This is a genomic window from Parasphingopyxis sp., from assembly GCF_052168275.1.
GTDB lineage: Bacteria > Pseudomonadota > Alphaproteobacteria > Sphingomonadales > Sphingomonadaceae > Parasphingopyxis.
Genome location: NZ_JBQLZM010000063.1, coordinates 1 through 26,860 on the forward strand (window position 1 = coordinate 1; position 26,860 = coordinate 26,860).

The following is a 26,860-nucleotide window of genomic DNA, read 5'->3' on the forward strand; positions in this document are numbered from 1 at the left end:
TCTCACCTTTTCTCTTGGCTTAGCGGTACCAGCGGCAGTGGCCCTGCCTCCCGCATTTTCCGGACCATCCGGAATTCGTAAATCCTTTTCGTCACTCCGTACTTGATCCGGAGTCCAGGGCGGCAAGCGATCTCGCTCTTGGCTCTGGAACCCGGATCATGTCCGGGATGACGCTATAGCGTCATTTGACCAGTTCCACCTGCTCGAATTCCAGTTCGACCGGCGTCGCGCGGCCGAAGATCGAAACCGACACCTTGACCCGGGCCCGGTCGAAATCGAGTTCCTCGACCACGCCGTTGAAGCTGGCGAACGGGCCGTCGAGCACCTTGATCTGGTCGCCGATCTCGTAATCTACGTCGATCTTCTGCTTCGGCGCCGCGGCGGCTTCCTCCTTGGTGTTGAGGATGCGCGCGGCCTCGGCTTCGCTGATCGGCTGCGGCTTGCCGCTCGAGCCGAGGAAACCGGTCACTTTCGGCGTATTCTTCACGAGGTGGTAGACATCGTCGGTCATGTTGAGCTTGGCGAGCACATAGCCGGGGAAGAACTTCCGCTCGGTCTGCACCTTCTTGCCGCGCTTGACCTCGGTCACTTCCTCGGTCGGCACCTCGACTTCCTCGACAAGCTGTTCGAGACCCATGCGCGCGGCTTCCGCCATGATGGCGTCCCGCACCTTGTTCTCGAAGCCCGAATAGGCGTGAATGATGTACCAGCGCGACATGGAATACCCTTAGCTGAAAGCTCTTAGCCGTTGACCGTTAGCTGACCAGGCCGACGAGGAAGCGGACGATCATGTTGAAGAACGAATCCACGCCCAGGAAGAACATGGCGAGGATGAAGGTCATGATCATCACCATGACGCCGGTCTGTATCGTTTCCTGGCGCGTCGGCCAGACGACCTTCGAGGTCTCGGCGCGGACCTGCCGAACGAACTCGCCTGGGCTAACCTTTGCCATCGTCCCGATCTACCTCATTCAAAACCAAACGCACACACGCCGCCATCGGCTCCGTCAGCCGACATCGGCGCGAGTGTTAAACTCTATCTCGGACCCGCAAGCCGCCCTTTCAAGGCGTGCCTGCCGGACCAATCGAAGACCGGATGGCAGGAGCGGAGGGACTCGAACCCACGGCCCTCGGTTTTGGAGACCGATGCTCTACCAACTGAGCTACGCTCCTCCGAGTCCGAGATGCGCGCGTTTAACGGGGCGGCGTCCGGGATGCAAGGATATTGTCGCCGATTCCGCCGGTTTCGTCCGCGGTTCAGGCGACGGCTTTTCCGGGCAGCGTGCCGATCCGATCCAGCACCCCTTCGCCGTCCATCGGACGATCGAGGAAATAGCCCTGAACCTGCGCCACGCCGAGCTGTTCGGCAATCGCATATTGCTGGTCGTTCTCGATGCCTTCCGCGATCGTCGCGATGCCGAGGCTGTCGGCCATGGCGATCACGGCGCGAATGATCGCGATGCTGGATTTCGAGCCGGTTTCGGCATCCCGGATGAAACGCCTGTCGATCTTGATCGAGTTGAAGCTGGTTCGGCCGATAAAGCCCAGTGTCGAGTAACCGGTGCCGAAATCGTCGAGCGCCATCGTCACGCCGAGGCCGCGCAGCTGCTCGAACGTCTGGATCGCCTGTTCGCTGTCGCTGCTCAAAATGGCTTCCGTCGTTTCGAGTTCGAGACGGGTCGGGGCGAGGCCCGAGCGCGACAGGGCCGAGACGATGGCGTCGCTGAGCCGCGGATTGCGCAGCTGGCCGGCGGACAGGTTGACGGCCAGACGATAGCGTTCGGGCCAGGTCGCCGCTTCGGAGCACGCCTCGCGGAAAACCCATTCGCCGATCGGGTCGATAAGGCGCGTTTCCTCGGCGATCGGGATGAATTTTTCCGGCGGCACTTCGCCCAGGGTCGGGCTGGTCCAGCGCAGCAACGCCTCGAATCCGGCGATCTCGCGCGACGCGAGCGTCACGACCGGCTGGTAGACCAGGTGCAGCTCGCCTTTCTCGATCGCCTCGCGCAGCGCGCTCTCGATCGCGCGGCGTTCTTCGGCGGCGTGGAGCAGTACCGGTTCATAAGGCGAATGGGTACCGCGGCCGCTGCCCTTGGCCCGGTACAAGGCGAGATCGGCCTTGCGCAGCAGGGCGGCAGCGGTGCCGCCATCCTTGGGGTAGACGGCCGAACCCACGCTGGCGCCGATATGCAGCAGCTGGTCTTCGACCGTATAGCCTTCGGACAACCGGACGATGATTTCGCGCGCGCGCTTGTCCAGATGTTCGGAAGACCGGTAATTCGCGATGATCATGGCGAATTCGTCGCCGCCCAGCCGCCCGCATTTGTCGCCGGGCTGGAGCAGGCCCTTGAGTCGCTCGGCGACCTGTTCGAGCAGCTTGTCGCCGATCGGATGGCCCGACGTGTCGTTGATCGCCTTGAACCGGTCGAGGTCGATCATCAGGAACGCGCAATATCGGCTGTTGGCGGCGGCGTCGGCGATCCGGTCGCGCAGCAGGTCGTTGGTATAGGCGCGATTGGGCAGCCCGGTCAGCGCGTCGAAATGCGCCATATGATAGATGCGCCGCTCGATCGCTTCCCGCTCGGTGACGTCGGCGATCACGCCGCGATACCCGATCACATGCCGGTTCGCGCTCAGCCGCGGCGTACCCGATATCTTCCACCAGCGCTGCTCGTCCCCGATCTGGACCGGCAGCATGAATTCGCTGAACGTCCGGCCGGCCTGCATCTTCTTGAGCAGTTCGCGAATCTCGTCGCTCAGCGCTTCCTCCCGCCAACCGGATCCGGCGAGAAGATCGAGCAGTGGCATCCCTTCGAGCGTAGCGACATCCATCGACGCGGCCGCCGCGAAGCGCTGCGAAGGCTCGATGATGCATTTGCGCGCGTCGACCTGCCACAGCCAGTCGCTCTCGGCCGAATTTTCCTGACGAAGCATGAGCTTCACCACCTCGCGTTGTTCGGCGAGCGCGATGTCGTTGCGCAGCCGGCCGATGACCGAGCGTCCGTTGATGAGCATCGTGAAGGTCAGGCACAGGCCATAGGAGAAGGTGAGGGCGGAGAGCAGCGTGAGCCCCTGATTGAACAGCATCACGCTGAGGCTGATCCCGATCAGGCCGTTGAGCATGATTCCGGCCAGCGGAACGACGTTGAGCATCAGCGCCGTCGCGCCCATCAGCGCCAGGCTGAAGGCCGCGATCGTTATGATCTGCTCCATGTTGCCATATTGGGCGAAGAAGAGGGGCGGGATCGACCAGAACAAGCCCAGGATCGTGCAATTCGCGACCGCCCGCATGACGTCCGAGCGGCGGGCTCCGCCGGTGCGGGCAAGGTTGGTCCGGCGGGCGGATACGATCGAAATCAGGGCGACGAACAGGATGATCAGCCAGACGGCCATCATCTCGCCGGGGACGCTGTTCCAGAAGAGCGAGGCCGAGGAGAGGGTCGCGAGCAGCACCGCGACGACCGGAAGCAGCGAGTTCCTGCTCAGCTCGCGCAGCTGCGCCGAGCGAACGAGCTTCCATTCCCCGTCTCGCGGTTCCCGAAGGCCGAGAATTTCCAGCCAACCGAGCTGGTTGGTATCGATGGCTACCATTGCTGTCCCTTTGGCCGAGGGATAGCGGAAAAAGCCTTTCCGAAATCCGGAACAGCGCGGTTAACGCCGGTTTTACTTTCCGCGCCCGGCCGGACCTGCTCAGGCTGCGATGTCGTAGGGCTGGATTTCTCCGGAAAGGTAGAGATTGCGGGCCTTGGCCCGGCTGAGCTTGCCCGAGCTCGTGCGCGGCAATGTCCGCGGCGGGACGAGTTCGATCACGCAGTTCATCCCGGTGATCGCGCGCACCTTCTCGCGGATCATGCCGTGAAGTCTTGTCCGTTCGTTAATGTCCGACGTGCGGCACTGCACAAGAACCGCGGGCGTTTCCTCGCCGCCCGGTGCCGTGATCGCGAACGCCGCAATGTCTCCGGACTTGAATCCGGGCAGCTGTTCGACGGCCCATTCGATGTCCTGCGGCCAGTGATTCTTGCCGTTGATGATGATCATGTCCTTGGCGCGGCCGACCACGTAGAGATAGCCGTCCGACAGATAGCCCATGTCGCCGGTGTCGAGCCAGCCGTCCTTCATGCAGGCGTCGGTCGCGTCGGGATCGCGGAAATAGCCGTCCATGACCGCCGGTCCCTGCACCCAGACCTGGCCGATCGCCTTGTCCGGCATCACCGAACCGTCCTCGTCGCGGATCTCGATCGTCGTATCGCGCACCGCCTTGCCGCAATTGACGATCGCCCGGTAGCGGACCGGTTCGTCGTTGTCCGCCTTGGGCACGCCGGAAAGTTCGCTCTCCTCGACAAGATCGACGATGATCCCTTCGCCGGCCGGCATCAGCGTCACGGCGAGCGTCGCCTCGGCCAGCCCGTAACTCGGCACGAAGCATTTGGGATCGAAACCGGCATCGGCGAAAGCGTCGGTGAAGTGCTGCATGACGTCGGGCCGGATCATGTCGGCGCCGTTGCCCGCGAGCCGCCAGCGCGACAGGTCGAAACGGTCCTTGACGTTCGACTGGCTGCCGATCCGGCGCGCGCAGATGTCGTAGCCGAAGGTCGGCGAATAGCTGCACGACGTGCCGGGATTGCGGCTGATCAGGTCGAGCCAGGCGAGCGGGCGCCGGGCGAAATCGGCGGTCTTCAGATAGTCGGTCGATACCTGGTTCGCGACCATCGACAGCATGCAGCCGACCAGGCCCATATCGTGATAGAAGGGAAGCCAGGAGATGCACCGGTCGCCCTCGCCGATCAGCATCCCGTTGGCGTGCGAACCCAGATTGTGCAGCAGCGCCTTGTGGCTGATGATCACGCCGTGCGGGAACCGCGTCGAGCCGCTCGAATATTGCAGATAGGCAACGTCGTCCGGCGTGGCGTGCGGGAATTCGACGTCGGGCGCGTCACGCTCGGCAAAGCTGTCCCAGTCCTCGCCGGGAACCGAGCAGGCGTCCGCGGCCGCGTGCGAGATTTCGGCGATCTCGGCCGGATAGAGCAGGATCTGCGGTTCCGAACTGCGCAATTGAACGGCGAGCTGGTCGATATAGCCCTCCTTGCCGCCGAACGAGGTCGGCAGCGGCAGCGGAACCGGCAGCGCGCCCGCATAGACGGCCCCGAAAAAGAGCGCGCAGAATTGCGGTTCGGTATCGGCGATCAGCGCGACCCGATCGCCGGGCTTGATCCCGAAATCGATCAGCCGCTTGGCCGCCGCGATCGCATCGGTCCGCAGCTCGCTGAACGGATAGGGCCGGCTCAGATTGCCGCGGGCGTCGTGGAAGTTGAAGCCGCGCTTGCCCTGCGCGGCATAATCGAGCGCTTCGCCCAGCGTGCCGAAATCGGCGAAGCGACGCGGCAATTCGTCGTGAATAGGGGTCGGTTGGAGAGAATCTGCCATGATTTCCTTCAAATGCTGCCTCTGCCGCAACCGGCGCCTTGCCCGCTTTTCGCGCCATGCACCCGCCATCGTTGCGATCGGAATTCCTCTGCCTGGATGCTTAGCCGATCAGCCGCGTTCAAAATCCGGCTCTACTATGGCACAAAGATGGCGCATGACCGGCCGAACCCGCAAAGAACCCCGCCCGCCGCTGGACCGCGAAAGCCTGGAGCAGCTCGCGCTTTTCTATGTCGGCCGGTACGCCACCACCCGCGCCAGGCTGCGGACCTATCTGACACGCAAGGTGCGCGAACGCGGCTGGTCGGAAGACAGTGCGCCCGCGATCGCGGAACTGGCCGAGAAATTCTCCGAGCTCGGCTATATCGACGACGCCGCTTTCGCGAACGCCCGCGCCGCCTCGCTTGCCCGGCGCGGCTATGGCGAACGGCGGGTCGAGCAGGCGCTCTACGCCGCCGGGATCGAGGAAGCGGACGTCGAAGCCGCCCGCGAACTGGCGGGCGCCAATGCCTGGGATTCCGCGCTCGCCTTTGCCCGCAAGCGCCGTTTCGGCCCCTTCGCCGCTGAAATGCCGGATCGGGACCGGCGCCGGAAGGCGCTGGCCGCCATGATCCGCGCCGGACACCCCTATGAACTGGCGCGGAAATTCATCGAAGCCGAACCCGGTATCGTCCCGGAACGGGAAGAGTAGCGGGCCCCGTTCAAGACCCTTTCAAGAGCGCAAGAATCTGTGTTAGATAATTGCCGTAACAGGGGACGATGCATGACATCCGAACGGAACGCAGTGGCTTTCGATGCTGCGTCGGACGACGCCGCGCATGATGCCGCCTTCGAGGGCGCATCGGAAGGCGGCCTGTCCCGTGCGTCCGGCGTCGTCAAATGGTTCGACGGTACGCGCGGTTACGGCTTTCTGGTTCCCGACGACGGCGATGGTGACATACTCGTCCATTTCTCGATCCTGCGCGATCACGGCCGGCGTACGCTTCCCGAAGGCGCGCGTCTCGAATGCCTGTTCATCGAGCGCGATCGCGGCCGGCAGGCGACCGAAATCGTCTCGATCGATCTCGACGGATGCGACGACTTTTCCGAGCAGCAACCGGGTTCCGGCCGCAGTGAACATGACGTGCTGGAAGCGGCCGCCGGCGATTTCGAGCCGGTGACGGTGAAATGGTTCAACCGGCTGAAAGGATACGGTTTTCTCGTGCGCGAGGACAATGATCGCGATGTCTTTGTCCATATGGAGATCGTCCGGCGTTCGGGTCTCGGCGAGATCGATACCGGGGACCGGTTGCGCGCGCGCATCGCCGATGGCGGGAAGGGGCCTCTTGCGGTAGCGCTCGCGCATTGCGAATAGCGGCACATGACCGATTTTCTTCCTCGCATGTTGCTCGGCGCGCCGATCGCATTGGCGCTCCTGGGCTGCCGCGCCGAATCCCAGCTCCCCGCCAATCCGCCCGCTGCGGCTGAACGGGCAGTTGCCGCCGATACCGAAAGCGCGGCGGAGACGATTCCGGTGACGGTCCGTACGGCGGCCGGCGACCACATGTTCGACGTCGAGACGGCGATTACGCCCGAGGAGCAGCGGCGCGGCCTGATGTTCCGCGAATCGCTGCCCGAAAATGGCGGCATGATCTTTCCGTTCGATTTTCCGCGCCTGGCGAGCTTCTGGATGCGCAACACCATGATTCCGCTCGACATGATCTTCATCCGCGCGGACGGCGTCATCACCAATATCGCGCGGGAAACCGAGCCCTATACGCTCGACTCCTACTATTCGTCCGAGCCGGTGATCGCGGTGCTGGAGATCGGCGGCGGGCGCGCCGCGGAGCTGGGCATCGATGCCGGCGACCATGTCAGCTGGCCGGACGGGCCGGCTCTGCCGGAATAAGCGGCCGCCGGGCGCAAGAACAGTTGGCGTCCCCGCGAAGAGGCGCTAAACGCCAATCCTTATGGGACTTTTGAAAAAAATCTTCACATGGTGGGAGGGGGCGACGATCGGCACCGCCCTCCATTCATGGCGCAAGGGCCGCTTCGTGGCAGAGGATTCGGCCGGCAATCGCTATTACGAAAGCAAGAAGGCGCCGCGCCGGCGCTGGGTCATCTATGCCGGCGGCAACGACGCCAGCAATGTGCCGGCGGAATGGCATGGCTGGCTCCACCAGACGGTGGAGGACGTACCGGATCAGAGCCTGCCGCCCGCCCGCGAATGGGAAACGCCCTACACGGCCAACATGACCGGCACCGGACGTGCCTATCGCCCGGCCGGTGCCCTCGAATCGGGCGGCAGGCGCGCCGGCGCGAGCGGCGACTATGAGGCGTGGAGCCCCAGTTGAGCGCCGTCCGCAACCATCTGCTCGAGGCCTTGGTCGGCTTGGTCGTCGTCATCGCGGCGATCTGGCTCGTCTTCGCCTTTATCGGCCGTACGGCGAGCGGCGCCGGCAGTGACGCGATCGAGGTGATTGCCTATTTCCCCAATGTCGGCGGCATCGACGTCGGCACCGACGTCCGGGTGGCGGGCCTGTCGATCGGCGAGGTCACGGCGGTTTCGCTCAACCCCGACGATTTTCAGGCCGAGGTCCGGATGGCGATCGATCCCGGAGCGGGCGTGCCGAACGACAGCAGCGCGGCGATCACCAGCGAAGGCCTGCTCGGCGGCAGCTATATCGCCTTGCTGCCCGGCGGATCGCCCGATCCGCTGCAGGAGGACGACGTCATTCTCGACACCCAGGGCGCGATCGACATGACCGGCCTGATCGGATCGATGATCAACGATTCGGGCGCTGGCGACGGCGAGGGGATGGCCGATCCGATCGGCGATACGATGAGCGAGGATTTCGGCGCTGAAGGCATGGACGGCGGACTGTGATCCGCGGCGGCCTGGCGGCGACGGTCCTCGTGGCGCTGGCCGCGTGCGGCTCGTCCGGCGAGGCGGACAGCGACGAGGCGCCGGCGACCGAATTGACGCTCGACCAGAATCGCAGCGGCGAAGGCGATGACGAAGCCCTTGATGTCGACGATATCGAGGAGGTCGGCGATCTGCCGGTCGACCTTGCGGGCGTTACGCCGATGGAGGAACGGGTCGCGGTATTGGGCCTGCTCAACAAGCGCAACGGGCTGTCGCGCGAAATCCGGCTTCAGCCGGGCGAATCGACGCGCGTCGGGGATGTCCTGATCCGCTTGCGGGCCTGCGAACGGACCGCGCCCTGGGAGCCGCAACGGCTGACCGGCGCGTTCGTCCAGCTCTTCGTGCGCGAGACCAATCTGCGCGGCGGCGAGGAACGCTGGGAACGGGTCTTTTCAGGCTGGCTGTTCAAGGAACGCCCGGCGCTCAACGTCATCGAGCACCGGATCTACGACGTCTGGCCCAAGGCCTGCGAAATGACATATCCGGAGAGCGCGCCGTCGGGTCCGGCATCGTCCGGAAACAGCCCTTCGAGCGCCGAAAGATCGGCGCCGGTCGCCGAATCGGTCGAACCCGTTCCGCCGAGCCCGAGCGAGGACAGCGCCGAGTCCAGCAACGACGCATAGTCGTCCTTCGAAATCTCGATCGCGCCGAGCGAGGCGAGATGATCGGTCATGAATTGGCAGTCCAGCAGGGTGAAACCGCCGGCCTTCATCCGTGCGACGAGATGCGCCAGCGCGACCTTCGATGCGTCCGAGACACGGCTGAACATGCTCTCGCCGAAAAAGGCCCGGCCGAGCCGGACGCCGTACAGCCCGCCGACCAGTTCGTCGCCCTGCCAGCATTCGATCGAGTGGGCGTGGTTACGCCGATGCAGCGCGCCATAGGCCGACTGGATCGCCGGGTTGATCCAGGTGTCGGGCCGGTCGGGCCGGGCTTCGGCGCAGGCGCTCACGACCCGGTCGAACGCCGCGTCGCGGGTCACGCGAAACCGGTCGGACCGGATGGTTTTCGCGAGCGAATGCGAAACCCGCAAACCGTCGAGCGGCAGGATCGCGCGCATCTTCGGCTCTACCCAGAAGACGTCGGTCGCATCGCGGCTGTCCGCCATCGGGAAGACACCGATCGCATAGGCGCGCAGCAGCATGTTCGGGTCGAGCAGGTCCATACGGCCAATATAGGCGGTGGGCCGGTGCGCGTCATCGGGCGCGACGCGGCAGGTGTTAGAGTTTTGCGATCCTGCGTTCGACGCCGCGCCACAGCTTCGCGAACGCTTGGCCCGCCGGCGATTGCGGCGCGAAGGCGCCGACCGGCTGGCGGCGGCTCGCCATCTGTTCGACGGCGCTGGCGTAAGGGATCACCGGCCAGCGCTTCTGGTTTTCGAGCGCTTCCCTGTGGAGCGTCCGGCGGCGGTCGACCATCGTATAGACGGGGAGGATCGCGGTGCGCCCCTTGTGATGGCGCTCGATATGATCGACGACGGTGCGGAAGGCGCGCTGCGAAAGCGGGGACGGGATGACGGGGACGAGGACGAGATCCGCCGCCCGCAATATCTGGTCGCTGGTCTCGCTCAGCCCCGGGGGGCAATCGAGAATGATCCGGTCATAATCGCGCGAGACGCTCTCGATGATTTTCGCGAGGCGCTTCTTCTTGCCGAAGTTGAAGAACGTCCGGTCGAGATCGCGTAGCGACGGATCGGCGGCCAGCAGGTCGAGCCGTTCGACCGCGGTACTGCGGATCAGCTTGCGGGGCTTGACCTCCTGTTCGTACACGCCGTCGGCGCGGCGCTTGGGGCCCTTGCCGTCGCGCATCAGGAAGGTCGCCGCGGCCTGCTGGTCGAGATCCCATAGCAGCGTCCGGCGCGCCGACAGCATGGCGGCGCACCAGGCCAGATTCACCGCCAGCGTCGTTTTGCCGACACCGCCCTTCATGCTGTAGATCGCGATCGTGCACATGACGCTTGTTTAACCGCCGGTTACCGCGCAGCCAAACGCCAATGGCCGCGATCATCCCATTTTGGGACGCGTTTTCCGCCGCTATTCGAGCGAGCCGGTATCGTCTTGCGGATAAACGGCCTGCAGCCAGGCGCGCAGGTCGGCCGCGCTGCGATCCGGCGCCTCCTCCATCGGGATATGGCCGATGCCGGGATAGGCGATAAGGGCGCTGTCCGGAATATGCGCGTCGAACCATTCGCCCGCCGCCAAGGGCACGAGCCCGTCCTCCTCGCCCCACATCAGCAGGGTCGGCACGGAAACCTCAGCCATCGTTTCGGGGCTTGCGACGGTCCGTTCCGCCCGGCTCCGCGCGAGCGTCGCCGCCCGGTTTCCCGGATAGCGGATCAGATCGTAATAACGGTCGACCATCTGATCGTCGATCATCGCCTGGTTGCTCACGCTCTGGCGGAGCGAGCGTTCGATCATCGAGCGCGGCGTGATCTTCTGCATGATCGACGATACGACCGGCATCCGCGCGATGCGAAAACCGATCGGAACGCTTTGCGGCCGCGCGTCAGGGGCTCCCGAGGCGTCGATCAGGACCAGCCCGTCGAGCCGCTCGCCATGGGCGAGCGCGTAGTTCCACGAGACCCAGCCGCCCATCGAGTTGCCGCCGATGACGAAGCGTTCGAGGCCGAGCGCGTCGGCAACCCCCTGCGCGGTCTCGACGAAGGCGGCGGTGTCGTAATTGCCGTCGGGCGTCGGCCCGGTCAGGCCATGGCCCGGCTGGTCGTAGGTGACGATGCGGTAATCGTCCGACAGGCGCTCGACCCAGGGTTCCCAGGTGTGGAGCGAGGCGCTCGAGCCGTGCACCAGGACAATGACGGGCGCATCGCGCGGCCCCTGGTCGCGCACATGGACGATGAGCCCGTTGTCGAGTTCGACGAATTGCGAGGCGCCGGTCGCGTAAAGCGCCCGCAATTCGGCCGCGTCGCGATCGGGCGTCCAGAACCACGCCACCAAGCCGACGATTAGGATCAGAAGGATCAGCGCGGCCCATTTGAAAAATCTCTTCATTGCCGCGCCGCCCCCTTGCCGTCCGTCGTGCTCAGATGATCTCTTTGACCACGTCCTGCGGCCGGCAGAGGCGGACGCCCTTTTGCGTCTCGACGATCGGCCGGTTGATGAGAATCGGATTCTTGACCATCGCGTCGAGAATCTGGTCGTCGGTCACGTCGGGGTCGTTGAGGCCGAGTTCCTTGGCGAGCGGTTCCTTGGCGCGCAGGCCCTCGCGCGGCGTCATGCCGGCTTTCTTGTAGAGCTCCTTCAGCTTCGCCTTGGTCGGCGTATCCTTGAGATACTCGATTACGCGCACTGCGATTGCCGGTGCCTTTTCCAGTATCTCCAGCGTCTTGCGGGACGTGCCGCAACGCGGATTGTGGTAGATAATGGCCTGCATCGAACGAATTACTCCTGTACCTTCGACAAGTTTTCCAGAACCGCCATCGCCTCGTCACGCCGTGCCCAGGGCACGAAGACATGATCGTGATGATAGGCCGCCACTATATTGGCACTGATCCCGGCCTCGGCAAGCGCCGCGGCTATTTCGGCCGTCAGTCCGACGGCGTTGAGCGCGCTGTTAGCGCCAATCGTGATTTTTGCCCAGCCCCCTTCATGATCGAGGCCGATGCCCTGCATGATCGACGCGAGCGCGATGACGCTCGCGCCCTCGGCCTCGGCGAAGGTCGCCACGGGCACCAGCCCCTGCGGCCAGCCGGCCCCCATCGGGATCGTCGCGAAACCGTGCTCCTCTTCCGCAAGCATCGGTTTCAGGTCGGCGAGCAGCGCCGCGAGATCGGTTTCTCCGGACATTCAACCGGCTTCGGTGGAGGCTTTGTTCCGCTCGAGCCATTCCTCGAGCCATTTGATCGTATAGTCGCCGGCGAGGAAATCGGGGTCGTCGAGCAGCGCCTGGTGGAGGGGCAGCGTCGTGTCGACGCCCTCGATCACCATTTCCTCGAGCGCGCGACGCAACCGCATGATGCACTTGTTGCGGCTCTTCCCGTAGACGATCAGCTTGGCGACCATGGAGTCGTAATAGGGCGGGATCGAATAGCCGGTATACAGTCCGCTATCGACGCGCACATGCATCCCGCCGGCCGCGTGATAGTTGATCACCTTGCCGGGCGAGGGCGCGAAGGTCTGGGGGTGTTCGGCGTTGATCCGGCATTCGATCGCATGGCCGCTGAAGGTCACCTCGTCCTGGGTCACCGAGAGCGGCTGGCCGGCGGCGACGAGAATCTGCTCGCGGACGAGATCGAGCCCGGTAATCATCTCGGTGACCGGATGCTCGACCTGGAGCCGGGTGTTCATCTCGATGAAATAGAAGCCGCCATCCTCGTAGAGAAACTCGATCGTGCCCGCGCCGCGATAGCCCATATCCGCCATCGCCCTGGCGCAGATATCGCCCATCCGTTCGCGCTCCTCCGAAGTGATGACCGGGGAGGGAGCTTCTTCTAGGACTTTCTGGTGGCGGCGCTGGAGCGAACAGTCGCGCTCGCCGAGATGGATCGCGTTGCCCTTGCCGTCGCCGAATATCTGGAATTCGATATGGCGCGGATTGCCGAGATATTTTTCGAGATAGACGGTGTCGTCGCCGAACGCCGATTTGGCCTCCGACCCCGCCTGCTTCATCAGCGTTTCGAGCTGGCCCGCCTCGGGCACCACCTTCATGCCGCGCCCGCCGCCGCCCGATGCGGCCTTGACGATCAGCGGATAGCCGATCTCGCCGGCGATCTTCCTGGCCTCGGAAATCTCGCGCACCGCGCCGTCCGAACCGGGAACCAGCGGCAGGCCGAGCTTGCCGGCGGTCCGCTTCGCCTCGACCTTGTCGCCCATGATCCGGATATGTTCGGGCTTGGGCCCGATCCAGATGATGTCATGCTCCTCGACGATGGTCGCGAATTTCTCGTTCTCCGAGAGGAAGCCGTAGCCCGGATGGATCGCGTCGGCATGGCTGATCTCGGCCGCCGAGATGATGTTGGGGATGTTGAGATAGCTCTCGGTCGCGGCGGGCGGGCCGATGCAGACCGCTTCGTCGGCGAGCTTCACATGCTTGGCCTCGGCGTCGGCGGTCGAATGGACGGCCACCGTCTTGATCCCCATCTCGTGACAGGCGCGGTGGATGCGCAACGCGATCTCGCCGCGATTGGCTATGAGGACTTTCTCGATCACGATGCCGGGCCTATTCGACGGTCGCGAGGGGCTGGTTGAATTCGACCGGTTCGGCATCCTCGACCAGCATCGCGGTGACGGTGCCGGCTTTCTCGGCGGTGATCGGGTTCATCACCTTCATCGCCTCGATGATCAGCAGCGTATCGCCCTGCGACACCGTATCGCCGACCTTCACGAAGGGGTCGGCGCCCGGCTCAGGCGCGAGATAGACGGTGCCGACCATCGGCGACTTGACCGCGCCGGGATGGTTTTCGGCGCTCGCGGCCGGGGCCGTTTCGGCGGGCGCCGGGGCAGCGGGTGCCGGCGCGGGTGCCGGAGCCGGATTGGCGGCAGCGGCCGGCGCAGCGACCGCGACGCTCGCGCCGCCGCGCACCACCCGGATGCTCCGCTCGCCATCCTCTACTTCGATTTCCGTCAGATTGGCTTCGTCCAGCAGCTCGGCGAGCTGGCGCACCAGATCGGTGTCGACATTCATGGCGCCTTTGCGGCCCCCTTTGTCGGTGGTCATGGCAAACCCTTTATCCCTGTTGCCGGCCGTCGCCGACGTGCAAGTCGCGGCTTTTACTCAAAGCTGCATGGCCGCGTCCAGCGCCAGCAGATAGGAAAGTGCCCCGAACCCGGAAATTGTTCCATGCGCCGCCTCGCCGACCAGGCTTTTCCGGCGGAACGGTTCGCGCGCATGCGGGTTGGAGAGATGCACCTCGATCACCGGGACGGACACCGCCAGAATCGCATCGTGCAGCGCCACCGACGTATGCGTGAAGGCCCCCGCATTCAGCAGGATAGCCCGGGCTTCCTCCGCCTCGGCCTCGTGAATCCAGTCGATCAGATGTCCCTCATGGTTGGACTGGCGGACCTCGACATCCGCGCCCAGTTCCTGCGCCCGGTCCTCGAGCCGCCCGGCGATGTCGTCCAGCGTATCCGACCCGTAGATTTCGGGCTCGCGCACGCCCAGCAGGTTCAGATTCGGACCATTGAGGACATAGATGACGGGTTTATCGGCCATTGACCTTGCCTTCCGGTTGCGGCGATGCGGGGCGGACACCTATATGCGGCCCGGATCGCAACGCAAAGGCAGGATGCAGCAATGACCAGCGACGGCACGATTTCGATTCGCGTGAACGGCGAACATCGGCGCGTCCACAAAGGCCTGACGCTCGCCGCGCTGGCGAGCGAGGTGCTCGGCCTCGATCCGGCCAAGGTGGCGGTCGAACGCAATCTCGAAGTCGTCCCGCGCTCGACCTTGGGCAACGTGCTCGTCGAGGATGGCGACGAGCTGGAGATCGTCCATTTCGTCGGCGGCGGGGATCATGCCGACGGCTGGAGCGTCGCCGGGCAGAGCTTCACGTCGCGCCTGATCGTCGGGACCGGAAAGTATAGAGATTTCGAAGAGAATGCCGCGGCGCTCGAGGCGTCGGGCGCGGAGATCATCACCGTCGCCGTGCGCCGGGTGAACGTCTCGGACCCCAAGGCGCCGATGCTCACCGATTTCATCGACCCGAAGCGCTACACCTATCTGCCCAACACCGCCGGCTGCTTCACCGCCGAAGAGGCGATCCGGACGTTGCGGCTGGCGCGCGAGGCCGGCGGCTGGGATCTCGTCAAGCTTGAGGTGCTCGGCGAGGCGAAGACGCTCTATCCCGACATGCGCGAAACGCTGCGCGCGACCGAGACGCTGGCCAGGGAAGGCTTCAAGCCCATGGTCTATTGCGTCGACGACCCGATCGCCGCGAAACAGCTTGAAGAGGCGGGGGCGGTCGCGGTGATGCCGCTCGGCGCGCCGATCGGTTCGGGCCTCGGCATCCAGAACCGGGTGACGATCCGGCTGATCGTCGAGGGCGCCAATGTGCCGGTTCTCGTCGATGCCGGGGTCGGCACGGCCTCCGACGCCGCGGTCGCGATGGAGCTGGGCTGCGATGGCGTGCTGATGAACACGGCGATCGCCGAGGCGAAGGAGCCGGTGCGCATGGCGCGCGCGATGAAGCTGGCCGTCGAGGCGGGCCGCGAGGCCTATCGGGCCGGGCGCATGGCGACGCGCAAATATGCCGATCCGTCGAGCCCGCTGGCGGGACTGATCTAGCCGCACGGCCTCGGAACGAAAACGCGCTGCCCGGGTTGGTTGGGAAGAGGGGATTCTCTTTCCACCCCGACCGAGGAGCGTCCAATGGACCGATTTTCCGACAAGAATATTCTCATCACAGGCGGCACCAGCGGCATGGGCCTTGCCGCGGCCAAGCGGATCGCAGACGAAGGTGGTCGAGTCGCCGTGACGGGCCAGAGCGAGAACCATCTCGATGACGCTCGGTCGGCGCTGCCGGACGACGCGCTCGTCCTGCAGAACGATGCCGGCGATCCCGCAGCCGCCAAGCAGCTTGCCGAAACCGTCGCGGCGGAAATGGGCGGGCTGGACGGCCTTTGGCTGAACGCGGGCTTCGGCGTGTTCGAACCGAACGATCAGGTCGATGCCGACAGCTTCGACAATCAGACCAACGTCAATGTCCGCGGTCCGGTACTTCAGATGGCCGGCCTCATTCCGCATTTCTCGGACGGAGCGTCTGTCGTCGTCACGGCGTCGGTTTCGCCCTATCTCGGCCAGGCGCAGGGCGCGGTCTACGCCGCGTCGAAGGGCGCGGTCACTGCGCTCACGCGCTCCTGGGCCGCCGATCTCGCCGAACGGAACATCCGCGTGAATTCGATCGCGCCCGGTCCGATCGACACCAATTTCATGAACGGCATGGGGCTCGACGACGAGCAGAAGGAAGAGTTTCTCGAGACCGTGAAGAGCCAGGTTCCGCTGGGCCGCCTCGGAACGTCGGAGGAAGTCGCCGCCGTGGCCCTGTTCCTGCTGTCGGACGACGCCTCATACGTGACCGGCTCGCAATATATGGTCGATGGCGGGATGACGTTCCGCTAGCGGGGCCGGCACTTTGCGACGAGCCGAGGAACGATGCGCTCGGTTCTAGCGTTAAGCCCTTGTGAAGTCGATCCAATTTCGGATCGGCTATTGAGAGGAGAACGATCATGGGCGAACTGAAAGACAAGGCGAAAGGCTCGGCGAACAAGGCGGCCGGTATCGCCAAGGAAGCCGTCGGCGAGGTGTCCGGCAACAAGCGGCTCGAGGCCGAAGGCGAGGCCCAGCAGATGAAGGGCAAGGCGCAGAAGGCCAAGGGCGCGGTGAAGGGCGCGTTGGGCGACAAGGTCTGAGACCGGACGACAATCGGTTGGCGTGGGCCGTTCCGCACGTCGGAGCGGCCCATTCTCGTTATCGGCTCGGGTGAGCGGGACACTGCGAGCGGAAAATGCGAATTGATCTAAGCCAGCCGACCGTTTGTCGAAAACGGGCCGTGCGGCGATTTACTCGCCGACGCATTTGCGTTCTACGACATTGGTCGGAGACGCCCGGTTGCTACTGCCCCTGTAGGTAAACCGGGTCGCATCGGGCCATCGCCGAGCCCCTCGGCGATGGCCCTTTCGATTCAGGCTTTCGCGGCCGCGCGCACTTTCTCTACCGATGTGCCGGCGGCGAGCTGATCCTCGACGTCGATCTTCAGATGCAGCAGCCGAACGCCTTTTTCGGCCTTGGCACGCTCCAGCGCCGGCGCGAACTCGGCCGTCTTCTCGACTGTTTCGCTCCATGCGCCATAGGCCTTGGCGAGCGCGGCGAAGTCCGGATTGCCGAGCTGCGTGCCCGAAAGCCGCTCGGGATAGTGGCGCTCCTGGTGCATCCTGATCGTGCCGTAGCTGCCATTGTCCACGACGAAGACGATCATGTCGCAGCCATGCTGGACGGCCGTTGCCAGTTCCTGCCCGTTCATCAGGAAATCGCCGTCGCCGGCGACCGCGACGATCTGCCGGTCCGGGTGGCGCAGCGCCGCGGCGACCGCAGCCGGGACGCCATAGCCCATCGCCCCGGCGGTCGGCGCAAGCTGGCAGACCGGGCCGCCATAGCGCCAGTAGCGGTGCCACCAGCCGGAAAAATTGCCCGCCCCGTTGCAGATGATGCTGTCGGCGGGCAGCGTCTCGCGCGCCGCCTTCACGCATTGCGCCACGTCGAGCGCCAGATCGTCATTCGGTTCGACGGTGCTCCACGCCTCCCATTCGGCATGGGCCTCCTTCCCGCAGTCGAAATCGATAATGTCGTGCTCCCAGAGCGAGGCTTCCTCCGCGAATTCGCGCATGTCCGCGCAGATCGCGAGATCGGTGCGATAGACGCTGCCCAGCTCTTCCGGATCCGGGTGGACATGGACCAGAACCTGGTCCGGATGGTCGGGCGTGATCAGCGTATAGCCGTCGGTCGTCGCCTCGCCGAGCCGCGCGCCGACGACGAGCAGCAGGTCGGCGTCGCGGATCCGGTCAAGCAATTTGGGGTTCGGGCCGTAACCGAGATTGCCGGCCCAGACCGGGCTCTCGTTCGGGATCGCATCCTGCCGCCGGAAGCCGCAGGCGACGGGCAGGCCGATATCCTCGGCGAACTCGCGGAAATAATGCGAGGCGCCCGCGCACCAGTCCGCGCCGCCGACGATCGCGACGGGAGAGACCGCATCCTTGAGCAGCTCCATCATCACCGTCATCGCTTCGGGATCGGGATGCTGGGCCGGGCGGATCACTTTCGGGCGGTCCGCCGCCTCGACCGTGTCGCGCAGCATGTCCTCGGGCAGCGCCAGCACCACCGGCCCCGGCCTTCCGGCCATCGCGACCGCATAGGCGCGCGCGATATATTCGGGAATGCGCTCGGCCCGGTCGATCTTCGCCGCCCATTTGCACAGCGGCCCGAACATGGCCGGGAAATCGATTTCCTGAAAGGCTTCGCGGTCCGTGTCGCCGCGCCCGACATCGCCGATGAAATAGATCATCGGCACCGAATCCTGCTGCGCCACATGGACGCCGATCGAGCCGTTCGTCGCGCCGGGGCCGCGCGTCACGAAGGCGATCCCCGGATGGCCGGTCATCGCGCCCTCGGCTGCGGCCATGAACGACACGCCGCCCTCCTGCCGGCACACGACGAGATCGATTTCCGGCGTGTCGTGCAGCGCGTCGAGCACTGCGAGATAGCTCTCGCCGGGCACGCAGAAGATACGGTTGCAGCCTTGCGCGACGAGATTGTCGACGAGGATCCGGCCGCCGGTTCGTGTTGTCATGGTTCAGTTTTCCTGTTCGTCGTCATTGCGAGCGTAGCGAAGCAATCCAGAGCTGCAAGCGTCGTCGCCAACCGCTCTGGATTGCTTCGTCGCTTTGCTCCTCGCAATGACGGAAATCGAATCCGCTCTGGCCATCAAGACTGGTGCACGGCCTTGGTGACCATATAGGCCTCCAGACCCTCGGGGCCGTCCTCGCTGCCGAAGCCCGATTCCTTCACCCCGCCGAACGGCGCGTCGACCGCGCTGATGCCGACCGTGTTGATGCCGACCATGCCGCTCTCGATCGCGTCACCGAGGATCATCGCCTGGCGGCCATTTTCGGTGAAGGCGAAGGCGGCGAGGCCGTAGGGGAGGCGGTTCGCCTGTTCGACCGCCTCGTCGAGCGTTTCGAACGGCCGCATCATCGCGACCGGGCCGAACGGCTCGTTGGACATGATCTGCGCGTCGAGCGGGACATCTGCGATGACGGTCGGGCGGAAGAAGAATCCGCTGTCGCCGAGCACGTCGCCGCCGGTCGTGATCCGGCCGCCCCTGTCGGCGGCGTCGGCGATCAATGCGCCGACCGCCTCGGGGCGGCGTTCGTTGGCGAGCGGCCCCATCTGCGTCGCCTCCTCGAGGCCGTTGCCGACCGTGAGCTGTTCGGTCCGCTGCGTGAACTCGTCGACGAACCGGTCGTAGATGCCGTTCTGGACGTAGAAGCGCGTCGGGCTGACGCAGACCTGCCCGGCATTGCGGAATTTCTGCGGGACGATGATGTCCAGCGTGCGCTCCAGATCGCAATCGTCGAACACCAGCACCGGCGCATGGCCGCCGAGCTCCATCGTCGTGCGCTTCACGCCGTCCGCGGCGAGCTTCATCAGATGCTTGCCGACCGGCACGGAGCCGGTGAAGCTGATCTTGCGGATGACCGGCGAGGCGATGAGATGCGTGCTGACCTGGTCGGGCACGCCGAACACCATCTGCGCGACATGGCCGGGGACCCCGGCATCGAGGACGCAGCGCATCAGTTCGATCGCGCAGGCCGGCGTTTCCTCGGGCGGCTTGCAGATGATCGAGCATCCCGCGGCGAGCGCCGGGGCGAGCTTGCGCGCCATCAGGAACAGCGGGAAGTTCCACGGGCTGAACGCCGCGACCGGGCCGACCGGCTGCTTGATGACGGTCGAACGCTGGCCGGTCGGGCGGACGAGCACCCGGCCATGCGCGCGCTTCGCCTCCTCGGCGAAATAGTCGAACAGCCCGGCCGCGCCGAGCACTTCGCCCATCGCCTCCTTGACCGGCTTGCCCTGTTCCATGGTCAGCAGCGGCGCGATGTCCTCCGCGCGCTCGCGCAGCAGCTCGGCCGCCTTGCGCAGGATCGCCCCGCGTTCGTTGACGTCCTTCGCCTTCCACTCGCGAAAGCCGAGTTCCGCGGCGGCCAGCGCGCGGTCGAGATCGTCGGCGCTGGCCAGCGGCAGCGCGGCCAGCGTCTGGCCGGTCGCCGGATTGACGACATCCTGCCTCTGCCGGTCGCCTGCTTCGATCCATTCGCCATCGATCTGGAACCGCAAATCCTGCGGGTAATCGGTGCTCATTTGTTGCGTCCCTTCCTTCCCTTCGTCATGCTGAACGTGTTTCAGCATCCACTCATCATCCCGAAACCGAGGCACAGATTGGGAAGTGGACCCTGAAACAAGTTCAGGGTGATCATGCAAGATGGTGATAGCGTTTCGCCATAAGGAGAGAAACCGATATGAGCAATTTCGAACTGGTGACGGACGGGCTGCGCTTTCCCGAAGGCCCGGTGGCGATGGACGATGGCAGCGTCGTGCTGGTCGAGATCGCGGAAGGCCGGATCACGCGGGTGCAGCCCGACGGAACCAAGCACACTGTCGCCGAGCCCGGCGGCGGCCCCAACGGCGCGGCGATCGGTCCGGACGGCAAGCTCTATGTCTGCAACAATGGCGGATTCGAATATATCGAGAGCGACGGCATGCTCGCGCCGCATGGGATCGCGAACGATTATTCGGGCGGGCGGATCGAGCGTGTCGATCTCGAAACGGGCGAAATCGAAACGCTCTACAAGTCCGGCGATTTCGACTGTGTGCTGCGCGGCCCCAACGACATCGTGTTCGACGCGCATGGCGGCTTCTGGTTCACCGATCACGGCAAGGTCGATTATGCGAAGCGCTGCCACGACATCGTCGGCATCTTCTACGCCAGGGCCGATGGCAGCCATCTCGAAGAGGTGATCTTCCCGTCCAACAATCCCAACGGGATCGGCCTCTCGCCGGACGGTAACACGCTCTACGCGGCCGAAACCTATACGTGCCGGTTGATGAGCTTCAATATCACCGGACCCGGCAAGGTCGCGCCCGATGCGGGGCCGGGCGGCCCCGGCATCCCGCTCTACCGGCCCGCGGGCTACAAATTCTTCGACAGCCTCGCGGTCGACGGCGAGGGCAATATCTGCATCGCGACGATCGGCGAATGCGGGATTTCGGTCGTCGCTCCCGATGGGGCGTTGGTCGAATTCGTCGCGACCGACGACATCTTTACGACCAATGTCTGTTTTGGCGGGCCGGACATGCGGACGGCCTGGCTGACGCTGTCGGGCACGGGGCGGCTCGTGAAGATGGAATGGCCGCGCCCGGGCCTGAGGCTGGAGCATAACGCCTGAGCAAAGCGGGCGGGCTTGGGAGGAAAAGATGCAGTTACAGAGATATATAGGAGCAACTTTACTCATGATGACGGCGGCGCTGCCCGCCCAGGCGGAGGCGCAATCCCGGCTCGATGCCGCATCCGCCCAGGCGATCGTCGATGGCTGCGCGGCGCATGCCGCAGGGCGGGGCCAGAGCCACGGTATCGTCGTCGTCGATGGTGGCGGCCATCTCGTCGCCGCGCGCCGGATGGACGGAAACGGCCATGGCATTATGGCCTTTGCCGGGGACAAGGCGCGCGCCTCGGCTGCCTGGGGTGGACGCACGTCGCAGCTTGCCCAGGGCGCGGCGAATACACCGGGCTTCGGCGATGCGCCCCATGTCGTCACCGTCCCGGGCGGCGTGCCGGTGTTCGATGTCGAGGGGCAGAACCTGCTCGGCGGCGTCGGCGTCTCTGGCGAGCCGCCGATGGACGACGAGGCCTGCGCCGTCGCGGGGATCGAAGCCGCCGGACTGGCGGCGAGCCGGGTCCGGCGCTAGCGGCACCTGGCGCCATTCCGTGTCGCACTGCCGCATGGTGATTGCGATCGTTTGACCGTGGCGATTCATCGCCTCTAAGGACCACGCAGGTTTTTCAGCGAGGCTGGCGATGAACAAGACGACGGTGATCTGGGATTTCGGCGGGGTGATCACGTCGTCGCCGTTCGACGCCTTCAACCGGATGGAGGAAGCGCGCGGGATGCCGGTCGACAGTGTGCGCCGGATCAACGCGACCAACCCCGACAGCAACGCCTGGGCGCTGTTCGAGCGGGCCGAGATCGATGCGGCCGAGTTCGACCGGCGCTTTGCCGAGGAGGCCCGCGCGGTCGGCGTCGAACTGCGCGGGCGCGACGTGCTGGCCTGCCTGTCGGGCGATATCCGGCCGCGCATGGTCGCAGCGCTCGACGTGCTGAAATCCAAGGGGCACAAACTCGGCTGCATCACCAACAACGTTCCCGCGGGCAAGGGCGCGGGCATGGCCGGCAGCGATGAAAAGGCGATGGCGATCGCCGATATCATGACCCGCTTCGATCATGTCATCGAAAGCTCGAAGGCCGGCGTCCGCAAGCCCGATCCGCGCATTTACCTGATGATGTGCGAAACGCTCGCGGTCGAACCGGCCGAGTGCATCTATCTCGACGATCTCGGCATCAACTGCAAACCGGCGGCCGCGCTCGGCATGGCGGCGATCAAGGTGACCGGCGAGGCGCAGGCGCTCGAGGCTCTGGGCGCTGCGCTCGATCTCGAACGGGGCTGGCTGTGATCCGCCGGCTCGCGCTGGCCGCGATCGCGCTGGCGGCGCTGCTTCCGGCTATCGCGCACGCCGCCGGCGGCAAGCTGCTGATCGTCGGCGGCGGTCTGTTCCTCGAAAATGAGGCCGTCTATCGCGCGCTGATCGACAACCGGCCGGCCGATGCGCCGACCATCGCGATCATTTCCGCCGCGGCGTCCGATCCGCATGGCAGCGCCACGACATTCGCCGGCGAGCTGATGTTCCACGGCGTCGAACCCGGCGAGATAAGCGTCGTGCATCTCGCGTCGGTCGACGATCCCGAGACCCCCGATATCGACGAGAGCGACTGGGTCGCCAACGCCGCCAATCCCGAGGAAATCGCCAAGATCGAAGCCGCCGGCGCGATCTGGCTGACCGACGGCGATCCGTCGCGGCTGACCGAGCTGCTCGTGCGCCCCGGCGGCTTCGACAGCCCGATGCTGGCGGCGATCCGGAACCGGCTGCGCGCCGGCGCGATCGTCGGCGGCATCGGCGCGGGCGCGGCGGCGATGAGCAGCCCGATGATCGCGGATGGCGACGCTTTCGATGCGCTGTTCGCCTCCGTCTCGACCCAGGCGGCGGATGGCGGGGACGCGGAAGGGGACGAACTGCGGCCGCTCGTCTTGTCGCAGGGCCTGCGCCTCTTCTCGCCGTTCACGATCGATACCGGTTTCGGTCAGCGGGGGCGGCTCGGCCTGCTCGCGCGCGCGATACTGGAGCAGCCCGGAGCGGCGCGTATCGGCCTCGGCATCGATGCCGATACGGCGCTGCTCGTCGATCCGGGTGAAGCCAGCGCACGGGTCGTCGGATCGGGGGCGGTGACGCTGCTCGACGGCCGCCGCGGCCAGAGGACGGACAGCACCTCCGGCTTTCTGATCCGCGGCCTGCGACTGTCCCGCCTGCATGGCGGGGACCGGCTTTTGCTCACCGATCTGGAGGTCCGGCCCGACCCGGCGCGCCTTGCGGTCGAGGATCGGCAGCGGGCGTTCGGCGGCATCTGGCCGAGCGCCAACTCGCTCGCCGTGCTGGAGAGCGACAGCCGGACCGTCCAGGTCAACGAGCGGTATCTGCGCGGGAGCGCCCGTATCGATGTCCGCCTGGAAGACCGCAAGCGCAGCGCGGAGTTCCGGTTTCTCGGCGGGCGCGACAGCCGGTATGTCCGGCGGCTCGACGATGACGGCTGGGCGGGAACCCTGACCGGCATTTCGCTCGCGATCGAGGGCCGCGTCTCTCCGGCGCCGTAACCCGCCGGGCTAGTGCGTCATGAAGACCGGCACCGGCGAACGCTGGATGAAATGCCGGGATACGCCGCCGAACAGCGTCTGGCGCAGCCGGCTGTGGCCATAGGCGCCCATCACCATATAGTCGGCATCGCGGTCGAGCAGCAGGTCGTGCATCGCTTCGGACACCTTGTCGCGCCGGTCGCGCAGGATCAGTTCGGCCTTGATGCCGTGGCGCGACAGATAGGTGCAGGCGCTCGCCGCCGGGAAATGCTGGGGATCTTCGCCGATCGTGACGACCTCCACGGACTCCGCCGCCTGCAGCATCGGGATCGCCGCGCGCATCGCGTTCGCCGCCGGCGCCGATCCGTTCCAGGCGACCACCGCCTTGCCCGCGCAATCGAGCGCCTTGCTCGTCTGCGGCACGGCGAGGATCGGGCAATGCGCCTCCATGACGAAATAGGTGACGCTCGAGGCGAGATCGTCGTCGTCGCCGGCCGGCTCGCTGAGGACGGCCACGTCGGCCAGCCGCGAATGGCCGACCAGCACATCGTCGGGCGCGCCATCGACCGACACGAAGTCCCAGGGCACGTCCTCGTTGCGCATTTCCTCTTTGAGCATCACGCGCTTGCGCTCGGCTTCCTGGAGCGCCGCCTCGCGCTGTTCGGCGACATAATAGGAGCCGCCGAACGGATCGAGCGCGACATAGTCGCTCACCGGAATGCCGTGGAGGAAGCTGATATGACCCTTCACCGCGCGCCCGACGTCGAGCGCCGCCTGCAAACGGGATTCCAGGCCTTCTTCGTTGTTCACGGGTATCAGGATGGACCGCATGCTCATTCTCCCAGCGAGGATTTCTGTTTGCACCTTACCCTATGCGGATCGCGAAGCGCAGCCTTGATCAAGGTCAAACGTGCGCCGACGGGACGATTCCCGTTGCAGGATTTGCGACAGGGCTGACGGTTACGGCAATTGACCCCGCATGTCCGGCCCGCCTAATGGCGAAAATCATCAGACCACACTCCAGGCGGAGCCCGATATGCGAAAGATTTACCCCGATGCCGCCGCCGCGCTCGACGGCCTGCTGTTCGACGGCATGCACATCTGCGCGGGCGGCTTCGGCCTGTGCGGCATTCCCGAGCGGCTGATCGACGCGATCCGCGACGCCGGGACCAGGGACCTCACCATCGCCTCGAACAATGCGGGCATCGACGGGGAGGGGCTCGGCAAGCTGCTGCGCACCAAGCAGGTGAAAAAGATGATCTCCTCCTATGTCGGCGAGAACAAGGAGTTCGAGCGGCAGTTCCTGGCCGAGGAGCTGGAAGTCGAATTCTGTCCGCAGGGGACTTTGGCCGAGCGCTGCCGGGCTGGCGGCGCGGGTATTCCCGGCTTCTACACGAAGACCGGCGTCGGCACGGTCGTCGCCGAGGGCAAGGAGCATAAGGAGTTCGACGGCGAGACGTACATTCTCGAGCGCGGAATCTTTGCTGACCTGTGCATCGTCAAGGGCTGGAAGGCCGACAAGGCCGGCAATCTCGTGTTCCGGAAGACGGCGCGCAACTTCAACCAGCCGATGGCGACCGCCGGCAAGGTCTGCGTCGCCGAGGTCGAGGAGATCGTCGAGGTCGGCGCACTCGATCCCGACTGCATCCATCTGCCGGGCATCTACGTCAAACGCCTGATCGACGGATCGCCCTACGACAAGAAGATCGAGTTCGAAACGACCCGCGAGAGGGAGAGCGCCTAGTGATCGGGTTGTTAGGATTGCTGGCCTTGCAACTTGTCGTTCCTTCCTCGGAGGGGCGGACGATTGAGCAGCGTATAACGATTTTGGCGGAACAAGGGGCCAGAGCGCTTACCAGAATTGAAAACTCGATATTCGCTGATCCTGACATGCGGTCGGAAATCCGGCGTGTTGGTTTTGTTCGTGGTTGCAATGCTGTGACGGAAACATCACGAGCGGTGCTTGCGCGGCATCATGAGCGAATAGTCGAAGTGGTAAGGGCGGCCATCGACGAGGTCATTCCTGAGAGCAGTTTGGCCCAAGCGCAGGTACTTTCGTTAACGGTGGGGTCGCTCGCAATATATGATCGCAGGGTGGATAGTGCGGTAGAGCGTATCGGGGTTGCTGAACTCGAAGCAGCCCGCGAAGATATGCGAAGCAGTTTCCTGACAGTAACAGCGGCGCTACAGGACGCCGATGACCCGAATGCCAATTCCATCACACCGCGAGCTGATATTGCGCGTGCGTTGTCGGTAAGCGGGGATTGGGACATGGACGATCAGCACCATCTTGCAATGGCCTGCTCGGAATACCGCATTCCGGAAGCTATGCGGCCGACCATATCAGGTGACGGGCCGATTTCTGAGGAGACATACTAATGCCTTGGGACCGCAACCAGATGGCCGCGCGCGCCGCGCAGGAGCTTGAGGACGGCTATTATGTCAATCTCGGCATCGGCATCCCGACGCTCGTCGCCAACCATATCCCGGACGGGGTCGAGGTCACGCTGCAGTCGGAAAACGGCATGCTCGGCATCGGGCCCTTTCCCTATCCCGACGAGGTCGATCCCGACCTGATCAATGCCGGCAAGCAGACGATCAGTGCGCTGCCCTCGTCGAGCTATTTCGGCTCGTCGGACAGTTTCGCGATGATCCGCGGCGGGCATATCGACCTGACGGTATTGGGCGCGATGGAGGTCGCGGAAAATGGCGATATCGCCAACTGGATGATCCCGGGCAAGATGATCAAGGGCATGGGCGGCGCGATGGATCTCGTCGCTGGCGTCAAGAAGATCATCGTCGTCATGGATCACAATTCCAAGGCCGGCGATCCGAAATTCATTCCCGAATGCACGCTGCCGCTGACGGGCCAGAATGTCGTCGACATGATCGTCACCAATCTCGGCGTCTTCCACCGCCCCGACCATGACAGCCCGTTCGAACTGATCGAGCTGGCGCCCGGCGTGACGCTGGAAGAAGTCGGCGAGAAGACGACCGCGCATTATGTCGAGCGCGTAACGGCTTAGGACAATTCGTCATTCCGGACTTGATCCGGAATCC

General features: G+C 65.0%; 30 protein-coding genes, 1 tRNA gene and 1 pseudogene. 16 read left to right on the forward strand and 16 right to left on the reverse strand.

Going from position 1 to position 26,860, the window contains the following annotated elements; translation table 11 throughout:
* Positions 1–181 precede the first annotated feature (181 nt).
* The 5 genes from nusG to ACTS1X_RS05515 form a co-directional block, all read right to left on the reverse strand.
* Entirely contained in the window at positions 182–718 is a 537-nt protein-coding gene (nusG, locus tag ACTS1X_RS05495) for a transcription termination/antitermination protein NusG (protein WP_442613378.1), read from the reverse strand.
* Between the two features lie 37 nt (positions 719–755).
* Positions 756–953, reverse strand: a complete 198-nt coding sequence (gene secE / locus ACTS1X_RS05500; protein ID WP_442613379.1) for a preprotein translocase subunit SecE — start codon at positions 951–953, stop codon at positions 756–758.
* Between the two features lie 144 nt (positions 954–1,097).
* Positions 1,098–1,173: transfer RNA gene (locus tag ACTS1X_RS05505), tRNA-Trp, on the reverse strand.
* Between the two features lie 84 nt (positions 1,174–1,257).
* Positions 1,258–3,591 carry a putative bifunctional diguanylate cyclase/phosphodiesterase gene (locus ACTS1X_RS05510; protein ID WP_442613380.1) on the reverse strand — a complete coding sequence of 778 codons (2,334 nt, stop codon included), beginning with the start codon at positions 3,589–3,591 and terminating at the stop codon, positions 1,258–1,260.
* 99 nt (positions 3,592–3,690) lie between these two features.
* Positions 3,691–5,424, reverse strand: a complete 1,734-nt coding sequence (locus ACTS1X_RS05515) for a fatty acyl-AMP ligase (protein WP_442613381.1) — start codon at positions 5,422–5,424, stop codon at positions 3,691–3,693.
* Positions 5,425–5,578: 154 nt separating this feature from the next.
* On the opposite strand from ACTS1X_RS05515, the gene ACTS1X_RS05520 reads away from it, so the two are divergent.
* From ACTS1X_RS05520 to ACTS1X_RS05545, 6 genes and pseudogenes are all read left to right on the forward strand, one after another.
* Entirely contained in the window at positions 5,579–6,112 is a 534-nt protein-coding gene (locus tag ACTS1X_RS05520; protein WP_442613382.1) for a regulatory protein RecX, read from the forward strand.
* Positions 6,113–6,205: 93 nt separating this feature from the next.
* A complete protein-coding gene (locus ACTS1X_RS05525; protein WP_442613383.1) occupies positions 6,206–6,775 on the forward strand; it encodes a cold-shock protein in 570 nt (189 codons plus the stop codon).
* A 6-nt stretch (positions 6,776–6,781) separates the two neighbouring features.
* Entirely contained in the window at positions 6,782–7,309 is a 528-nt protein-coding gene (locus ACTS1X_RS05530) for a DUF192 domain-containing protein (protein WP_442613384.1), read from the forward strand.
* 61 nt (positions 7,310–7,370) lie between these two features.
* Positions 7,371–7,754 (forward strand): NADH:ubiquinone oxidoreductase subunit NDUFA12, encoded by a 384-nt coding sequence (locus ACTS1X_RS05535; protein ID WP_442613385.1) that lies wholly within the window; start codon positions 7,371–7,373, stop codon positions 7,752–7,754.
* Positions 7,751–8,287, forward strand: a complete 537-nt coding sequence (gene mlaD / locus ACTS1X_RS05540) for an outer membrane lipid asymmetry maintenance protein MlaD (protein ID WP_442613386.1) — start codon at positions 7,751–7,753, stop codon at positions 8,285–8,287. Before ACTS1X_RS05535 ends, mlaD begins: the two co-directional genes overlap by 4 nt.
* A 200-nt stretch (positions 8,288–8,487) precedes the next feature.
* Positions 8,488–8,736: pseudogene (locus ACTS1X_RS05545) on the forward strand (DUF2155 domain-containing protein); the annotation flags it as partial.
* A gap of 35 nt (positions 8,737–8,771) precedes the next feature.
* Here the strand turns inward: ACTS1X_RS05545 and aat are convergent.
* From aat to aroQ, 8 genes are all read right to left on the reverse strand, one after another.
* Complete coding sequence (gene aat / locus ACTS1X_RS05550; protein WP_442613387.1) at positions 8,772–9,491, reverse strand: leucyl/phenylalanyl-tRNA--protein transferase; 720 nt, start codon at positions 9,489–9,491, stop codon at positions 8,772–8,774.
* A 55-nt stretch (positions 9,492–9,546) separates the two neighbouring features.
* On the reverse strand, positions 9,547–10,278 hold the full coding sequence (locus ACTS1X_RS05555) for a ParA family protein (protein ID WP_442613388.1): 732 nt from the start codon (positions 10,276–10,278) through the stop codon (positions 9,547–9,549).
* A gap of 81 nt (positions 10,279–10,359) precedes the next feature.
* Positions 10,360–11,334, reverse strand: a complete 975-nt coding sequence (locus ACTS1X_RS05560) for an alpha/beta fold hydrolase (protein ID WP_442613389.1) — start codon at positions 11,332–11,334, stop codon at positions 10,360–10,362.
* Between the two features lie 31 nt (positions 11,335–11,365).
* Complete coding sequence (gene arsC, locus ACTS1X_RS05565) at positions 11,366–11,716, reverse strand: arsenate reductase (glutaredoxin) (protein WP_442613390.1); 351 nt, start codon at positions 11,714–11,716, stop codon at positions 11,366–11,368.
* 8 nt (positions 11,717–11,724) lie between these two features.
* Positions 11,725–12,129, reverse strand: coding sequence for an ACT domain-containing protein (locus tag ACTS1X_RS05570; RefSeq protein ID WP_442613391.1), 405 nt, complete (start codon positions 12,127–12,129; stop codon positions 11,725–11,727).
* Positions 12,130–13,494, reverse strand: a complete 1,365-nt coding sequence (gene accC, locus ACTS1X_RS05575; protein WP_442613416.1) for an acetyl-CoA carboxylase biotin carboxylase subunit — start codon at positions 13,492–13,494, stop codon at positions 12,130–12,132.
* Between the two features lie 7 nt (positions 13,495–13,501).
* Entirely contained in the window at positions 13,502–13,999 is a 498-nt protein-coding gene (gene accB, locus ACTS1X_RS05580; RefSeq protein ID WP_442613392.1) for an acetyl-CoA carboxylase biotin carboxyl carrier protein, read from the reverse strand.
* Positions 14,000–14,056: 57 nt separating this feature from the next.
* A complete protein-coding gene (gene aroQ / locus ACTS1X_RS05585; RefSeq protein ID WP_442613393.1) occupies positions 14,057–14,497 on the reverse strand; it encodes a type II 3-dehydroquinate dehydratase in 441 nt (146 codons plus the stop codon).
* A gap of 81 nt (positions 14,498–14,578) precedes the next feature.
* Between aroQ and thiS the strand changes: the two genes are divergently transcribed.
* From thiS to ACTS1X_RS05600, 3 genes are all read left to right on the forward strand, one after another.
* On the forward strand, positions 14,579–15,571 hold the full coding sequence (gene thiS, locus ACTS1X_RS05590) for a sulfur carrier protein ThiS (protein ID WP_442613394.1): 993 nt from the start codon (positions 14,579–14,581) through the stop codon (positions 15,569–15,571).
* Between the two features lie 84 nt (positions 15,572–15,655).
* The gene (locus tag ACTS1X_RS05595; protein ID WP_442613395.1) at positions 15,656–16,405 is read left to right on the forward strand and encodes an SDR family oxidoreductase; all 750 of its coding nucleotides are present in this window, start codon (positions 15,656–15,658) and stop codon (positions 16,403–16,405) included.
* A 107-nt stretch (positions 16,406–16,512) separates the two neighbouring features.
* On the forward strand, positions 16,513–16,695 hold the full coding sequence (locus ACTS1X_RS05600) for a CsbD family protein (RefSeq protein WP_442613396.1): 183 nt from the start codon (positions 16,513–16,515) through the stop codon (positions 16,693–16,695).
* 272 nt (positions 16,696–16,967) lie between these two features.
* Here ACTS1X_RS05600 and ACTS1X_RS05605 read toward each other — a convergent pair whose 3' ends face one another.
* Both ACTS1X_RS05605 and ACTS1X_RS05610 read right to left on the reverse strand, forming a co-directional pair.
* Positions 16,968–18,629, reverse strand: coding sequence for a thiamine pyrophosphate-binding protein (locus ACTS1X_RS05605; protein WP_442613397.1), 1,662 nt, complete (start codon positions 18,627–18,629; stop codon positions 16,968–16,970).
* A gap of 134 nt (positions 18,630–18,763) precedes the next feature.
* Positions 18,764–20,200 carry an NAD-dependent succinate-semialdehyde dehydrogenase gene (locus ACTS1X_RS05610; RefSeq protein WP_442613398.1) on the reverse strand — a complete coding sequence of 479 codons (1,437 nt, stop codon included), beginning with the start codon at positions 20,198–20,200 and terminating at the stop codon, positions 18,764–18,766.
* A gap of 158 nt (positions 20,201–20,358) precedes the next feature.
* Here ACTS1X_RS05610 and ACTS1X_RS05615 point away from each other — a divergent pair, with 158 nt between their 5' ends.
* From ACTS1X_RS05615 to ACTS1X_RS05630, 4 genes are all read left to right on the forward strand, one after another.
* Positions 20,359–21,285 carry an SMP-30/gluconolactonase/LRE family protein gene (locus tag ACTS1X_RS05615; RefSeq protein ID WP_442613399.1) on the forward strand — a complete coding sequence of 309 codons (927 nt, stop codon included), beginning with the start codon at positions 20,359–20,361 and terminating at the stop codon, positions 21,283–21,285.
* A 64-nt stretch (positions 21,286–21,349) separates the two neighbouring features.
* Positions 21,350–21,805, forward strand: coding sequence for a GlcG/HbpS family heme-binding protein (locus tag ACTS1X_RS05620; RefSeq protein WP_442613400.1), 456 nt, complete (start codon positions 21,350–21,352; stop codon positions 21,803–21,805).
* A gap of 109 nt (positions 21,806–21,914) precedes the next feature.
* Positions 21,915–22,568, forward strand: coding sequence for an HAD-IA family hydrolase (locus tag ACTS1X_RS05625; RefSeq protein WP_442613401.1), 654 nt, complete (start codon positions 21,915–21,917; stop codon positions 22,566–22,568).
* Positions 22,565–23,821, forward strand: a complete 1,257-nt coding sequence (locus ACTS1X_RS05630) for a cyanophycinase (RefSeq protein WP_442613402.1) — start codon at positions 22,565–22,567, stop codon at positions 23,819–23,821. The genes ACTS1X_RS05625 and ACTS1X_RS05630 overlap by 4 nt, the downstream gene beginning before the upstream one ends.
* A 9-nt stretch (positions 23,822–23,830) precedes the next feature.
* Here the strand turns inward: ACTS1X_RS05630 and ACTS1X_RS05635 are convergent, their stop codons facing one another.
* The gene (locus ACTS1X_RS05635) at positions 23,831–24,637 is read right to left on the reverse strand and encodes a universal stress protein (protein ID WP_442613403.1); all 807 of its coding nucleotides are present in this window, start codon (positions 24,635–24,637) and stop codon (positions 23,831–23,833) included.
* A 199-nt stretch (positions 24,638–24,836) separates the two neighbouring features.
* Here ACTS1X_RS05635 and ACTS1X_RS05640 point away from each other — a divergent pair, with 199 nt between their 5' ends.
* The 3 genes from ACTS1X_RS05640 to ACTS1X_RS05650 are packed head-to-tail and all read left to right on the forward strand — an operon-like array spanning position 24,837 to position 26,826.
* Entirely contained in the window at positions 24,837–25,544 is a 708-nt protein-coding gene (locus tag ACTS1X_RS05640; protein WP_442613404.1) for a CoA transferase subunit A, read from the forward strand.
* Positions 25,544–26,179: a hypothetical protein gene (locus ACTS1X_RS05645; RefSeq protein WP_442613405.1), complete on the forward strand. Its 636-nt coding sequence runs from the start codon at positions 25,544–25,546 to the stop codon at positions 26,177–26,179. Before ACTS1X_RS05640 ends, ACTS1X_RS05645 begins: the two co-directional genes overlap by 1 nt.
* Positions 26,179–26,826 (forward strand): 3-oxoacid CoA-transferase subunit B, encoded by a 648-nt coding sequence (locus ACTS1X_RS05650; RefSeq protein ID WP_442613406.1) that lies wholly within the window; start codon positions 26,179–26,181, stop codon positions 26,824–26,826. Before ACTS1X_RS05645 ends, ACTS1X_RS05650 begins: the two co-directional genes overlap by 1 nt.
* Positions 26,827–26,860 lie beyond the last annotated feature (34 nt).

What these genes read in the sequence shown, in the direction of transcription:
- nusG (WP_442613378.1), bottom strand. Translation starts at nt 718, where the DNA reads ATGTCGCGCTGGTACATCATTCACGCCTATTCGGGCTTCGAGAACAAG.
- secE (WP_442613379.1), bottom strand. Translation starts at nt 953, where the DNA reads ATGGCAAAGGTTAGCCCAGGCGAGTTCGTTCGGCAGGTCCGCGCCGAG.
- ACTS1X_RS05510 (WP_442613380.1), bottom strand. Translation starts at nt 3,591, where the DNA reads ATGGTAGCCATCGATACCAACCAGCTCGGTTGGCTGGAAATTCTCGGC.
- ACTS1X_RS05515 (WP_442613381.1), bottom strand. Translation starts at nt 5,424, where the DNA reads ATGGCAGATTCTCTCCAACCGACCCCTATTCACGACGAATTGCCGCGT.
- ACTS1X_RS05520 (WP_442613382.1), top strand. Translation starts at nt 5,579, where the DNA reads ATGACCGGCCGAACCCGCAAAGAACCCCGCCCGCCGCTGGACCGCGAA.
- ACTS1X_RS05530 (WP_442613384.1), top strand. Translation starts at nt 6,782, where the DNA reads ATGACCGATTTTCTTCCTCGCATGTTGCTCGGCGCGCCGATCGCATTG.
- ACTS1X_RS05535 (WP_442613385.1), top strand. Translation starts at nt 7,371, where the DNA reads ATGGGACTTTTGAAAAAAATCTTCACATGGTGGGAGGGGGCGACGATC.
- aat (WP_442613387.1), bottom strand. Translation starts at nt 9,491, where the DNA reads ATGGACCTGCTCGACCCGAACATGCTGCTGCGCGCCTATGCGATCGGT.
- ACTS1X_RS05555 (WP_442613388.1), bottom strand. Translation starts at nt 10,278, where the DNA reads ATGTGCACGATCGCGATCTACAGCATGAAGGGCGGTGTCGGCAAAACG.
- ACTS1X_RS05560 (WP_442613389.1), bottom strand. Translation starts at nt 11,334, where the DNA reads ATGAAGAGATTTTTCAAATGGGCCGCGCTGATCCTTCTGATCCTAATC.
- arsC (WP_442613390.1), bottom strand. Translation starts at nt 11,716, where the DNA reads ATGCAGGCCATTATCTACCACAATCCGCGTTGCGGCACGTCCCGCAAG.
- ACTS1X_RS05570 (WP_442613391.1), bottom strand. Translation starts at nt 12,129, where the DNA reads ATGTCCGGAGAAACCGATCTCGCGGCGCTGCTCGCCGACCTGAAACCG.
- accB (WP_442613392.1), bottom strand. Translation starts at nt 13,999, where the DNA reads ATGACCACCGACAAAGGGGGCCGCAAAGGCGCCATGAATGTCGACACC.
- aroQ (WP_442613393.1), bottom strand. Translation starts at nt 14,497, where the DNA reads ATGGCCGATAAACCCGTCATCTATGTCCTCAATGGTCCGAATCTGAAC.
- thiS (WP_442613394.1), top strand. Translation starts at nt 14,579, where the DNA reads ATGACCAGCGACGGCACGATTTCGATTCGCGTGAACGGCGAACATCGG.
- ACTS1X_RS05595 (WP_442613395.1), top strand. Translation starts at nt 15,656, where the DNA reads ATGGACCGATTTTCCGACAAGAATATTCTCATCACAGGCGGCACCAGC.
- ACTS1X_RS05600 (WP_442613396.1), top strand. Translation starts at nt 16,513, where the DNA reads ATGGGCGAACTGAAAGACAAGGCGAAAGGCTCGGCGAACAAGGCGGCC.
- ACTS1X_RS05605 (WP_442613397.1), bottom strand. Translation starts at nt 18,629, where the DNA reads ATGACAACACGAACCGGCGGCCGGATCCTCGTCGACAATCTCGTCGCG.
- ACTS1X_RS05610 (WP_442613398.1), bottom strand. Translation starts at nt 20,200, where the DNA reads ATGAGCACCGATTACCCGCAGGATTTGCGGTTCCAGATCGATGGCGAA.
- ACTS1X_RS05615 (WP_442613399.1), top strand. Translation starts at nt 20,359, where the DNA reads ATGAGCAATTTCGAACTGGTGACGGACGGGCTGCGCTTTCCCGAAGGC.
- ACTS1X_RS05620 (WP_442613400.1), top strand. Translation starts at nt 21,350, where the DNA reads ATGATGACGGCGGCGCTGCCCGCCCAGGCGGAGGCGCAATCCCGGCTC.
- ACTS1X_RS05625 (WP_442613401.1), top strand. Translation starts at nt 21,915, where the DNA reads ATGAACAAGACGACGGTGATCTGGGATTTCGGCGGGGTGATCACGTCG.
- ACTS1X_RS05635 (WP_442613403.1), bottom strand. Translation starts at nt 24,637, where the DNA reads ATGAGCATGCGGTCCATCCTGATACCCGTGAACAACGAAGAAGGCCTG.
- ACTS1X_RS05640 (WP_442613404.1), top strand. Translation starts at nt 24,837, where the DNA reads ATGCGAAAGATTTACCCCGATGCCGCCGCCGCGCTCGACGGCCTGCTG.
- ACTS1X_RS05650 (WP_442613406.1), top strand. Translation starts at nt 26,179, where the DNA reads ATGCCTTGGGACCGCAACCAGATGGCCGCGCGCGCCGCGCAGGAGCTT.